This window comes from Pseudomonas viridiflava (assembly GCF_001642795.1).
GTDB classification, from domain to species: Bacteria; Pseudomonadota; Gammaproteobacteria; order Pseudomonadales; family Pseudomonadaceae; genus Aquipseudomonas; species Aquipseudomonas viridiflava.
The window spans coordinates 63,230-75,018 of sequence record NZ_LKEH01000043.1 but is presented as its reverse complement, the minus strand read 5'-3'; the positions used below and the strand labels follow the sequence as shown (position 1 = coordinate 75,018).

Sequence of the window (11,789 nt, the reverse complement as noted above, 5' to 3'; positions counted from 1 at the left end):
ATTCCACAATAAAAAATTATAGAATAAATATTGATTGATCCGTCAGGACGTTTTAGGCTGCATTCACAAGGCACGGCGTGTACCTGATACGCGCCATGCAGGCTGATAAAAATAACAGGAGCCACCATGGGCCAGACACGCTTTGCTACCGGGCGTCAGTTGGATCTAATTTGTCTTGGACGCCTGGGCGTCGATCTTTATGCGCAGCAGGTGGGTGCCCGCCTCGAAGACGTTTCAAGCTTCGCCAAATACCTGGGCGGCTCGTCGGCGAACATCGCGTTCGGCACCGCGCGGCTGGGGTTGAAATCAGCCATGCTCAGTCGGGTCGGCGATGACCATATGGGGCGCTTTCTGGTTGAATCCCTGGCCCGCGAGGGCTGCGATGTCAGCGCTATCAAGCGCGACCCCGAGCGGCTGACAGCGATGGTGCTGCTCGGCTTGAAAGATCGCGAAACATTTCCCTTGGTGTTCTACCGCGAAAATTGCGCCGACATGGCCCTGCGGGCTGAGGACATCGATGAGGGGCAGATCGCCTCCAGCAAGGCGCTGCTGATCACCGGCACGCATTTCTCTACCGATCAGGTCTTCAAGGCCAGCATCCAGGCCCTCGACTATGCCGAAAAGCATCAGGTCCACCGGGTGCTGGATATCGACTACCGGCCTGTGCTGTGGGGGCTGGCCGGCAAGGCCGACGGCGAGACGCGCTTTGTGGCCGATCAGAATGTCAGCCAGCATGTGCAGCGCATCCTGCCGCGTTTCGACCTGATCGTCGGCACAGAAGAAGAATTCCTGATTGCCGGCGGTGCGACCGATCTGCTGAGCGCCTTGCGCACCGTTCGCGAGCACACGGCCGCCACGCTGGTGGTCAAGCTCGGTCCGCAAGGCTGCACGGTGATTCACGGTGCTATTCCGGCGCGTCTGGAAGACGGTGCGATCTATCCGGGCGTCAGGGTCGAAGTGCTTAACGTGTTGGGCGCGGGCGACGCCTTCATGTCCGGTTTCCTCAGCGGCTGGCTCAAGGACGCCAGCGACGAACGCTGCTGCCAGTTGGCCAATGCCTGTGGCGGGCTGGTGGTGTCCCGTCACGCCTGTGCCCCTGCCATGCCGACGCCTGCCGAGCTGGATTATCTGTTCAACAGTTCGCAACCCATTACCCGGCCGGACCAGGATATCGGCCTGCAGCGGCTGCATCAGGTCAGCATCCCACGCAAACAGTGGAAGCAATTGTTCATTTTTGCGTTCGATCACCGCGGGCAACTGGTCGAACTGGCGCAACAGGCGGGCCGCGACCTGAGCAGTATCGGCAGGATCAAGCAACTGTTCGTGCAGGCGGTGGAGCGGGTCGAAAACGATCTGCGCAACCGAGGTATCGAGGCTGACGTGGGTCTGCTGGCCGATCAGCGTTTCGGTCAGGATGCGCTCAATGCCGCCACCGGTCGTGGCTGGTGGGTGGCGCGTCCGGTCGAAATTCAGGGCTCCAGGCCCCTGGCGTTCGAACATGGCCGCTCGATTGGCAGCAACCTGATCAACTGGCCGCAAGAGCAGATCATCAAGTGCCTGGTGCAATACCACCCCGATGATGAACCGATGCTGCGCCTGGAACAGGAAGCGCAGATCAAGGCGCTGTATGAGGCTTCCAAGGTCAGCGGGCACGAGCTGCTGCTGGAAATCATCCCGCCGAAAGATCACCCCTCGACCTATCCCGACGTAATGCTGCGGGCCTTCAAGCGCCTCTACAACCTGGGCATCTATCCTGCGTGGTGGAAGATCGAAGCACAGACTGCCGAAGTCTGGCAGCAGCTGGATGCCTTGATCGAAGAGCGTGATCCGTACTGCCGTGGCGTGGTGCTGTTGGGCTTGAATGCACCGGTCGAAAGTCTGGCGGAGGGATTTGCCGCTGCACGCAACAGCCGCACCTGTCAGGGGTTTGCCGTCGGCCGGACGATCTTTCGCGAACCGAGCCGGGCCTGGATGGCCGGGGAGATCGATGACGCGACCCTGGTGGCCAGGGTACAGAGCACGTTCAACTGGTTGATTGAATCCTGGCGCGAAAGCCGCGCCTGAATTCAAACGTCATTGACGCCGTGATAACAACAAAAAGGTCCAGCCATGCCCGCTTCCGTATCCAATATCCGCATCGGCATCAACCCGATTTCCTGGAGCAACGATGACCTGCCTGCGCTGGGTGGCGAAACGCCGCTCAGTACAGCGCTGAGTGAAGGCAAGGCCATCGGCTACGAAGGCTTCGAGCTCAACGGCAAGTTTCCCAGGGACGCCAAGGGCGTCGGCGATGTCTTGCGGCCCTACGACCTGGCGCTGGTGTCCGGCTGGTACTCCAGTCGTCTGGCCCGTCGGGCGGTGGCCGAAGAAATCGAAGCCATTGCCTCTCACGTACAACTGCTTGCCGAAAACGGCGCCTCGGTGCTGGTCTATGGCGAGGTGGCCGACTCGATTCAGGGGCAGCGTATTCCTCTGGTCGAACGACCGCGTTTTCATACCGATGAAGCGTGGCGTGACTACGCCGACAAGCTCACCGAGCTGGCCCGGTTCACGCTGTCGCAAGGTGTACGACTGGCGTACCACCACCACATGGGCGCCTATGTTGAATCACCCCAGGACATCGATCGCCTGATGGCGTTGACCGGCAGCGAAGTGGGACTGCTGTTCGATTCGGGCCACTGCTACATGGGCGGTGGCGAGCCGCTCGACGTACTTAGCCGCCATATCGACCGCGTCTGCCATGTGCATTTCAAGGACGTGCGCAAGCCGGTCGTGCAGTTGGCGCGCAATAATCTCTGGAGTTTTCCGGACTGCATCATCAACGGCACGTTCACGGTTCCGGGTGATGGTGATATTGATTTTTCGGCGTTGCTCAAGGTGCTGTTGCAAGCCGATTACAAAGGCTGGCTGGTAGTCGAGGCCGAACAGGATCCAGCCGTCGCGCCCAGCTACGTCTATGCCAAAAAAGGCTATGACACGCTGCGCCAATTGCTGGCCGATGCTCGATAAGGAGGACTGGACAATGAATCTGTTGATCAAAAGCGAAACTCAGGGTCGAGACATCGTTGCGCTACCTGAGGGCGCACTCGAGTACGTGGGCTTCTCCGCCTACCGGCTTGAGGCCGGGGACCGTCTACCGCTGAATGCAGGTGATCATGAGCTGTGTGTGGTGCTGCTCACCGGACATGCGAGTGTCAGCGGCGAAGCGCCGGGGCAGGGTGCGTTCAGTTGGGAAAATATCGGAGACCGACACTCGGTGTTCGAAGAGAAATCGCCGTTTGCGGTCTACCTGCCGCCTGACAGTCAGGCACAATTCACCGCGCTGGGGCCGGCCCATCTGGCGGTTTGCAAAGCGCCCGGCGACCGCACGAAGCGCGCCCCGGCGCGGCTTATCACACCCGACAGCATGAAGCGCAGCGTGCGCGGCAAGAACGCCAACACCCGTTATGTGTGCGACATCCTGCCGGACACCGAAGTCGCTCATTCGCTGCTGGTTGTCGAAGTGCGCACGCCGTCCGGCCATTCCTCGAGCTACCCGCCCCACAAACATGACCTGGACAACCTGCCTCACGAGAGCTTTCTCGAGGAAACCTACTACCACCAGGTCAATCCGCCTCAGGGGTTCGTGTTCCAGCGCGTCTACACCGACGACCGCAGCATCGATCAGGCCATGGCCGTGGAAAACAGCGATCTGGTGGTCGTGCCCAAGGGCTATCACCCGGTCACCGTGCCTTATGGCTACGAATCCTATTACCTCAACGTGATGGCCGGTCCCACCCGTGCGTGGCAGTTCCATAACGATCCGCAGCACAGTTGGCTGCTGGAACTTTAATTCTCTCTTTTACATGGAGTCAGTCAGATGAGCGATTCACCGGTGATCGGCCACTACATCAACGGGCAGGTGCACAACGGCGATGGCGAACGCTACAGCGACGTGTTCAATCCGGCGCTCGGCAGTGTTCAGGCACGCGTGGCGCTGGCCAGCCTCAAGACCGTCGATGAAGCGGTTGCGTCAGCGAAAGCGGCTTTCCCGGCCTGGGCCGATCAGTCTTCACTGCGCCGCGCCCGCGTGATGTTCAAATTCAAGGAATTGCTGGATCGTCATCATGACGAGCTGGCGCAGATCATCTGCCGCGAACATGGCAAGGTATTGTCCGATGCGCGTGGCGAAGTGGTACGCGGCATCGAGATCGTCGAATTTGCCTGCGGTGCTCCCAGCCTGCTCAAGAGCGATTTCAGCGACAACATCGGCGGCGGTATCGACAACTGGAACCTGCGTCAGCCGCTGGGCGTCTGCGCCGGTGTCACGCCGTTCAACTTCCCGGTCATGGTGCCGCTGTGGATGATTCCCATGGCGCTCGTCACCGGCAACTGTTTCATTCTAAAACCGTCCGAGCGTGATCCTTCGGCCAGCCTGTTGATGGCGCGCCTGCTGAAGGAAGCCGGTCTGCCCGATGGCGTCTTCAATGTGGTGCAGGGCGACAAGGTCGCTGTGGATGCGCTGTTGCAGCACCCTGATATCGAAGCGGTGTCCTTCGTCGGTTCGACACCGATTGCCGAGTACATCCATCAGCAGGGCACGGCGCACGGCAAGCGCGTCCAGGCGCTGGGCGGTGCGAAGAACCACATGATCGTGATGCCAGATGCCGATCTGGATCAGGCCGCCGATGCCTTGATTGGCGCTGCCTTCGGCTCGGCTGGCGAACGCTGCATGGCGATCTCCATCGCGGTGGTTGTGGGTGACGTGGGTCAGGCACTGATCGACAAGCTGCTGCCGCGCATCGACCAGCTCAAGGTCGGCAACGGCATGAACGCCGATTCGGACATGGGGCCGCTGGTCACTGCCTTGCACAAGGCCAAGGTCGAAGGTTACATCGACCAGGGCGTCAAGGAGGGCGCGAAACTGATCGTCGACGGGCGCAACTTCAAGGTGCCGGGTGCCGAGCAGGGCTTCTTCGTCGGTGCGACGCTGTTCGATAACGTCACGCCCGACATGCAGATCTACAAGGAAGAGATTTTCGGACCGGTGCTGGGCATCGTGCATGCGCCTGATTTTGCCAGGGCGGTCGAGCTGATCAACGCTCACGAATTCGGCAACGGCGTGTCGTGCTTCACCAGCGACGGCGGTGTGGCGCGCGCGTTCGCCCGTTCCATCAAGGTCGGCATGGTCGGCATCAACGTACCGATTCCGGTGCCGATGGCCTGGCATTCGTTCGGCGGCTGGAAGCGCTCGCTGTTCGGCGATCACCATGCCTACGGCGAAGAAGGCCTGCGCTTCTACAGCCGCTACAAAAGTGTCATGCAGCGCTGGCCGGACAGCATTGCCAAGGGCCCTGAATTCAGCATGCCAACCGCCAAGTAGTTTTCTTCAACGGGAAGTGGAGAACAAAAACAATGAGCCAACCCCTGCGTTTTGCCCTCAACCGAATGGTCGCACCGCGTCTGTCTCTGGTTGATTTTCTGGATATGGCGGTCAGCCTCGGGGCCGATGCCATCGAAATCCGCAATGACCTGAAGGGCATCGAGATCGAGGACGGCACGCCACCACAGGTGGTGCGTGAGCAGTGCGCCGCAAAAGGTGTGCGTGTCCTGTCGATCAATGCGCTGTATCCGTTCGACGTCTGGAACGACGAGCGCCATGCCCAGGTGACGAAGCTGGCGCAGTACGCCCGTGACTGTGGTGCCGAGGGGCTGGTGCTGTGTCCACTCAACGACCGTGCCGACCCGCGCAATGCCGCACAACGTGCGTCGGCCCTGCGCACCGCCTTGACGGCGCTGGCGCCGATCCTGCGCGAGCATGGTCTTCTGGGTTTCGTCGAGCCGCTGGGGTTCGAGGAGTGCTCGTTGCGCCTCAAGCGTCAGGCGGTCGATGCGATCAAACAGGTGGGCGGGCTGGATGTGTTTCGTCTGGTTCACGACACCTTTCACCACCATCTGGCGGGCGAGGTCGAGCTGTTTCCGGAGCTGACCGGGCTGGTGCACATCTCCGGCGTCGAAGACGCAGATGCACCGCTCAACAGCATTCGCGACGGGCATCGGGTGCTGGTGGGCGAGGCGGACATTCTTGGCAACGCTTCACAGATAGAACGCCTGCTGGGTGGCGGCTATACCGGTTACCTGTCCTTCGAGCCCTTTGCCGAGAGCGTGCATGCGCTGGACGACATCTCTCAGGCAATGTCGGCAAGCATGGGCCACCTGTCTCGCGCTGTAGCGGCGGGCTGAAAACACCTTCCACCTCAAACAACAACAAGGTGCGAGCATGAGTACTACCCGACTGACCATGGCTCAGGCTCTGGTGAAGTTTCTTGATAACCAGTACGTCGAAATCGACGGCGTGCAGAGCAAATTCGTCGCTGGCATATTCACCATCTTTGGTCACGGCAATGTGCTGGGCCTGGGCCAGGCACTGGAACAGGACAGCGGCGAGCTGGTGGTCCATCAGGGCCGTAATGAGCAGGGCATGTGCCATGCGGCGATCGGCTTTGCCAAGCAACACCTGCGTCGCAGGATCTACGCCTGCACCTCGTCGGTGGGGCCGGGTGCGGCGAATATGATTACGGCAGCGGCCACGGCTTCGGCCAACCGTATTCCGTTGTTGCTGCTGCCCGGTGATGTGTACGCCAGCCGCCAGCCGGACCCGGTGCTGCAACAGATTGAGCAGTTTCATGACCTGAGCATCAGCACCAATGATGCGTTCAAGGCCGTGAGCAAATACTGGGACCGCATCAACCGTCCCGAGCAACTGATGAGCGCAGCGCTCAATGCCATGCGCGTGCTGACCGATCCGGCCGACACCGGCGCCGTGACGCTGTCACTGCCACAGGATGTACAGGCCGAAGCCTGGGATTACCCAGACAGCTTTCTGCAGAAACGCGTGCACCGCATCGACCGTCGACCGCCCAGCCAGGCAATGCTCGACGACGCGCTGGCGTTGCTCGTCGGCAAGCGCAAGCCGCTGCTTATATGCGGCGGGGGCGTGCGCTATTCCGGGGCTGCGCAGGCCCTGCAGGCTTTTGCCGAACGCTTCGGTATTCCCTTCGCTGAAACCCAGGCGGGCAAGAGCGCCATCGTCTCGGCGCACCCATTGAACATGGGCGGCATCGGTGAAACCGGTACCATCGCGGCCAATCGGCTGGCAAAGGAAGCGGACCTGATCATCGGCGTCGGCACCCGCTACAGCGATTTCACCACCGCGTCCAAGTGGCTGTTCCAGAACCCGGATGTGCAATTCCTCAACCTCAACGTCGGCGCCTTCGATGTGCAGAAACTGGACGGTGTGCAAGTGCTGGCTGATGCGCAGGTGGCCTTGCAGGCGCTGACCGGACAGCTGGAAAGCCGCGACTACCGGGCTGCCTGGGGCGACGCACCACGAGCGGCCAGGGCCGAACTGGATGCCGAAGTCGACCGCGTGTATGCCGTGGAATATCAGCCCGAGGGTTTCGTACCGGAAATCAACGACCACATGGATCCGGCCGTGCTGCGCGTTTTCATCGAGCTGACCGGCTCGTGCCTGACCCAGAGCCGCGTGCTGGGCATTCTCAATCAGAACCTGCCAGCCGATGCGGTGATCGTCGCCGCAGCGGGCAGCCTGCCCGGGGACTTGCAGCGTGCCTGGCGCAGCACCGGCGTCGATACCTATCACGTCGAGTACGGTTATTCGTGCATGGGCTACGAGGTCAACGCTGCGCTGGGCGTGAAGCTCGCCCAGCCGCAGCGGGAGGTGTTCGCGCTAGTGGGGGACGGCTCTTACATGATGCTGCACTCCGAGCTGGCCACCTCGATCCAGGAGCGGCGCAAGATCAACATTGTGCTGCTCGATAACATGACGTTCGGCTGCATCAACAACCTGCAGATGGAACACGGCATGAACAGCTTCGGCACCGAGTTCCGCTTCCGCAACGAAGACACCGGCCAGCTCGACGGCGATTTCGTGCCGGTGGATTTTGCCATGAGCGCGGCGGCGTATGGCTGCAAGACCTACAAGGTCAGTACCGCTGAACAATTGCTCGAAGCACTGGCGGATGCGCAGCTTCAGACCGTCTCGACCCTGATCGATATCAAGGTCCTGCCCAAGACCATGATTCACAAATACCTGTCGTGGTGGCGGGTCGGAGTGGCCGAGGTTTCGACCACCGGCACCACGGCCCAGGTGTACGAAAAGCTCAACCAGCAACTGGCCAAGGCTCGTCAGTATTGATCAAAAGCGTTTTTGCAGACCTTCAAACAAGAACAATCATTCATACAGGACAGTGAAATGACTTTGAAACTAGGTGTGATCGGTACAGGCGCAATCGGTCAGGATCATATCCGTCGTTGCAGCAAGGCCTTGATCGGCAGCCAGGTGGTGGCCGTCACCGACATCAATCTGGAGCAGGCCGCCAAAGTGGTCAGCGACCTGGGCATCAGTGCCGAGGTGTATGCCGATGGCCATGCGCTGATCGCCGCGCCCGACGTGGAAGCGGTGCTGGTCTGCTCATGGGGCGCAACCCACGAAGAATATGTGCTGGCCGCCATTGCAGCGGGCAAGCCGGTGTTCTGCGAGAAGCCGCTGGCCGTGACGGCGGCAGGTTGCCGACACATCGTCGAAGCCGAAATCGCAGGGGGCAGGCGTTTGGTGCAGGTCGGTTTCATGCGGCCTTACGATCATGGCTACCGCGCCCTCAAGGCGGTGATCGACAGTGGCCAGATCGGCGAGCCGTTGATGCTGCACTGCGCGCACCGCAACCCGCGGGTCGGCGAGAACTACAAGACCGACATGGCGATCACCGACACGCTGATCCATGAACTCGACGTGCTGCGCTGGTTGCTCAACGACGATTACGTCTCGGTGCAAGTGGTGTTCCCGCGCAAGACCAGCAAGGCACTGGCTCACATGCGCGACCCGCAGATTGTGATGCTGGAAACCGCGCGTGGCACGCGCATCGACGTCGAGGTCTTCGTCAACTGCCAGTATGGCTATGACATTCAGTGCGAAGTGGTCGGCGAAACCGGCATTGCCAAACTGCCCGAGCCGTCGCAAGTCCAGTTGCGCAGTGAGGCCAAACTGTCCAACGCGATCCTGATGGACTGGAAGGACCGATTCATCGCCGCCTATGACGTCGAGTTACAGGCTTTCATTGATGGCGTCACTGCTGGCACACTCACGGGCCCTTCGGCCTGGGATGGCTATTGCGCCGCCGTCGCCGCCGATGCCTGCGTCCAGGCGCAGGGCAGCGGGGCGATCGTGCCGATCAGCCTGGAACAACGTCCGGTGTTTTACAACTGACCGGAGGCTGACGCAAAGGCGCCGCTTTATCAGCGGCGCCTGTTTTGAACCATTGCCAGGCGATTGCTGGACAGGAGAATGCCATGCGAACAGGACTGGTGGGTTACGGCAAGGGAGGACGCTACTTCCATGCCACGCTGATTTCGAGTTTGCCAGGTGCGTCGTTCGTGGGGGTCGTCACCCGGTCACCCGAGCGCAGGCAGGAAGTGGCCAATGATCATCCCGGCGTTGCCACCTTCGACACGCTGGCTGAACTGGTAAACGCCGGGGTCGATATGGTGGTGATCTCCACGCCCTTGGCATCACGTCGTGAGCTGATACTGGAAGCCATCGAGCTGGGTGTGAACGTGGTCAGCGATAAACCGTTCGCCAACGACGCCGCGCAGGCCCGCGAGCTGGTAGAGGCCGCCGAACGGCGTGGCGTGCTGCTCAGCGTCTATCAGAACCGACGCTGGGATTCGGACTTTCTGACGGTGCGCAAGCTGATCGACAACCAGGTGCTGGGCACGATCAGCCGTTTCGAGTCCAGTATCGAACGTTATTCGCCGCGCTCGGTGGGCAAGGCCAGTGGCGGCGGGGTGCTGCGCGATCTGGGCAGTCACTTGGTGGATCAGGCACTGGTGCTCTTCGGACCGGTAGAGCGGGTGTACGCCGAGCTGCAGTTCGCAGGCACTGAACGTGAGCTGGACCATACCTTCTTCGTCGCGCTGACCCATGCCAATGGTGTGGTTTCGCACCTCTCCGGCAGTTGTCTGCAGAACACCCCGAGGCCGCGCTTCAGGGTCAGCGGCTCACAGGGCTGTTACAGCGTCGAAGGGCTGGACGGTCAGGAAGACGCCGCGTTTGCCGGATTGACGCCGCGTTCCGAAGGCGAGCGCTGGGGCGTCGAGGAACATCGACGCTGGGGCTGGTTCGAGCAGGGCGATCATCGTGAACGAGTGCCTTCCGAGCGTGGCTGCTGGCTGGCGTTTTATCGCCAGTTGCAGGACGCGGTCCACGGGCAGGCGCAGGTTCCTGTTGATCCGCACGACGCCGTTGCGTCGGCCCAGGTCATGGATGCGGCACGTCTGAGTTCACGCGAGGGGCGCGTCGTGGTTCTGTAACGTTTTGAGTGGATGAATAGATGCATACGGATAGCCCGGCACCCATCAGGGAGTCGGGCTTTCTGGCATTCTCGGGCAGACAAAAGAAAAAACAGAATAAATTCTAAAATCAGTTGAATTGGAAAATATTTTCCAATAGAGTCGTTTTCAGGTTACCGACTATCGAACCCTCTGGGCTGTCAGACATGTCTGAACGTCACAGGTAGCAAGCCAACAAAAACAAGATAGGTACTGTCGATGAAAACCCCCACCTCTGGCGTACCCGCCAAGCGTTCTGCACCCCCTGCATTCTGGCTCCGGCTCATGGAGCGCTTCCTGACCCTCGTTGCAAGCGGCATGTGTGTGCGCCACAAGGATGCGTTGCTGTTCTGCATTCCCGGCGCGACCGGCGTGCGCCTGCCCCGATAAGTCACCCCTTGCTTGATAGCTTCATCGCTACGTCGTTACCAAGTCCGAACAACAACAAGAATTTGGAGACAGACCTTCATGAAGACCCCGATTCGTTTCACCGCAATGGCCCTCGCGCTGATGCTCGGCAGCGGTGCCGCCCTGGCCGACATCAAGGTGGGCGTGGCCATGTCGCAGTTCGACGACACCTGGCTGACCTACCTGCGCGAAGACATGAGCGCCAAGGCCAAGACCATGTCCGATGGCGTGTCGCTGCAGTTCGTCGATGCACGGGCTGATGTGAACAAGCAGCTCGATCAGGTCCAGGAGTTGATCGGCAAGAAAGTCGACGCCCTGATCGTCAACCCGGTGGACACCGCCGCCACCGCCAGAATCACCAAGATTGCGGTCGCGGCCGGCATCCCGCTGGTCTACGTCAACCGCCGCCCGGATGATCCCAAACTGCCTGCAGGCGTTGCCACCGTGACCTCCGATGATGTCGAGGCCGGGCGCCTGCAGATGCAGTACATCGCCGAGAAAATGGGCGGCAAGGGCAGCGTGATGATTCTGCTGGGCGATCTGGCCAACAACTCCACGAAAGGCCGTACCGACGGCGTGAAGGAAGTGCTGAAAAAATACCCCGGCATCAAGATCGATCAGGAACAGACTGGTATCTGGTCGCGCCAGAAGGGCATGGACCTGACCAATGACTGGATTACCCAGGGCCGGGATTTCAACGCTGTGCTCGCCAACAACGACGAAATGGCAATCGGTGCCGCAATGGCCCTGAAGCAGGCTGGCAAGAAACAGGGCTCGGTCTTCGTGGCCGGTGTGGACGGCACGCCCGACGGGCTCAACGCGATCACCAAGGGTGACCTGACGGTCTCGGTCTTTCAGGATGCAAAGGGTCAGGCCAACGGCGCTATCGATGCAGCCGTGAAGCTGGCGAAAAAGGAGACCCTGGCGTCTCAGACCATAGTCATTCCGTACCGCCTGATCACGCCTGAAAACGTCGTCACCTTCAAATAAGAACA

The 11,789-nt window shown here is 60.6% G+C and carries 10 protein-coding genes; all 10 read left to right on the top strand.

Going from position 1 to position 11,789, the window contains the following annotated elements; genetic code table 11:
- The first annotated feature begins 126 nt into the window (after positions 1 to 126).
- The 10 genes from AO065_RS20680 to AO065_RS20640 all read left to right on the top strand — a co-directional run bounded on the left by AO065_RS20680 (position 127) and on the right by AO065_RS20640 (position 11,784).
- Complete coding sequence (locus AO065_RS20680; RefSeq protein ID WP_004883791.1) at positions 127 to 2,064, top strand: bifunctional 5-dehydro-2-deoxygluconokinase/5-dehydro-2-deoxyphosphogluconate aldolase; 1,938 nt, start codon at positions 127 to 129, stop codon at positions 2,062 to 2,064.
- Between the two features lie 45 nt (positions 2,065 to 2,109).
- A complete protein-coding gene (iolE, locus tag AO065_RS20675) occupies positions 2,110 to 3,009 on the top strand; it encodes a myo-inosose-2 dehydratase (protein WP_004883790.1) in 900 nt (299 codons plus the stop codon).
- Between the two features lie 13 nt (positions 3,010 to 3,022).
- Complete coding sequence (gene iolB, locus AO065_RS20670; protein WP_004883789.1) at positions 3,023 to 3,832, top strand: 5-deoxy-glucuronate isomerase; 810 nt, start codon at positions 3,023 to 3,025, stop codon at positions 3,830 to 3,832.
- 27 nt (positions 3,833 to 3,859) lie between these two features.
- On the top strand, positions 3,860 to 5,362 hold the full coding sequence (locus AO065_RS20665; RefSeq protein ID WP_004883788.1) for a CoA-acylating methylmalonate-semialdehyde dehydrogenase: 1,503 nt from the start codon (positions 3,860 to 3,862) through the stop codon (positions 5,360 to 5,362).
- A 32-nt stretch (positions 5,363 to 5,394) separates the two neighbouring features.
- A complete protein-coding gene (locus AO065_RS20660; protein WP_004883787.1) occupies positions 5,395 to 6,222 on the top strand; it encodes a TIM barrel protein in 828 nt (275 codons plus the stop codon).
- A 37-nt stretch (positions 6,223 to 6,259) separates the two neighbouring features.
- The gene (gene iolD / locus AO065_RS20655) at positions 6,260 to 8,197 is read left to right on the top strand and encodes a 3D-(3,5/4)-trihydroxycyclohexane-1,2-dione acylhydrolase (decyclizing) (RefSeq protein ID WP_004883786.1); all 1,938 of its coding nucleotides are present in this window, start codon (positions 6,260 to 6,262) and stop codon (positions 8,195 to 8,197) included.
- Positions 8,198 to 8,254: 57 nt separating this feature from the next.
- Complete coding sequence (gene iolG / locus AO065_RS20650; protein WP_004883785.1) at positions 8,255 to 9,265, top strand: bifunctional inositol 2-dehydrogenase/D-chiro-inositol 1-dehydrogenase; 1,011 nt, start codon at positions 8,255 to 8,257, stop codon at positions 9,263 to 9,265.
- Positions 9,266 to 9,348: 83 nt separating this feature from the next.
- Positions 9,349 to 10,368, top strand: coding sequence for a Gfo/Idh/MocA family protein (locus tag AO065_RS20645; protein WP_004883784.1), 1,020 nt, complete (start codon positions 9,349 to 9,351; stop codon positions 10,366 to 10,368).
- Between the two features lie 237 nt (positions 10,369 to 10,605).
- Positions 10,606 to 10,776, top strand: coding sequence for a hypothetical protein (locus AO065_RS27120; RefSeq protein WP_155500399.1), 171 nt, complete (start codon positions 10,606 to 10,608; stop codon positions 10,774 to 10,776).
- Positions 10,777 to 10,854: 78 nt separating this feature from the next.
- The gene (locus AO065_RS20640) at positions 10,855 to 11,784 is read left to right on the top strand and encodes a sugar ABC transporter substrate-binding protein (RefSeq protein WP_004883783.1); all 930 of its coding nucleotides are present in this window, start codon (positions 10,855 to 10,857) and stop codon (positions 11,782 to 11,784) included.
- Positions 11,785 to 11,789 lie beyond the last annotated feature (5 nt).

Coding starts and splice junctions, on each gene's coding strand:
- AO065_RS20680 (WP_004883791.1), top strand. CDS start 127: ATGGGCCAGACACGCTTTGCTACCGGGCGTCAGTTGGATCTAATTTGT.
- iolE (WP_004883790.1), top strand. CDS start 2,110: ATGCCCGCTTCCGTATCCAATATCCGCATCGGCATCAACCCGATTTCC.
- iolB (WP_004883789.1), top strand. CDS start 3,023: ATGAATCTGTTGATCAAAAGCGAAACTCAGGGTCGAGACATCGTTGCG.
- AO065_RS20665 (WP_004883788.1), top strand. CDS start 3,860: ATGAGCGATTCACCGGTGATCGGCCACTACATCAACGGGCAGGTGCAC.
- AO065_RS20660 (WP_004883787.1), top strand. CDS start 5,395: ATGAGCCAACCCCTGCGTTTTGCCCTCAACCGAATGGTCGCACCGCGT.
- iolD (WP_004883786.1), top strand. CDS start 6,260: ATGAGTACTACCCGACTGACCATGGCTCAGGCTCTGGTGAAGTTTCTT.
- iolG (WP_004883785.1), top strand. CDS start 8,255: ATGACTTTGAAACTAGGTGTGATCGGTACAGGCGCAATCGGTCAGGAT.
- AO065_RS20645 (WP_004883784.1), top strand. CDS start 9,349: ATGCGAACAGGACTGGTGGGTTACGGCAAGGGAGGACGCTACTTCCAT.
- AO065_RS27120 (WP_155500399.1), top strand. CDS start 10,606: ATGAAAACCCCCACCTCTGGCGTACCCGCCAAGCGTTCTGCACCCCCT.
- AO065_RS20640 (WP_004883783.1), top strand. CDS start 10,855: ATGAAGACCCCGATTCGTTTCACCGCAATGGCCCTCGCGCTGATGCTC.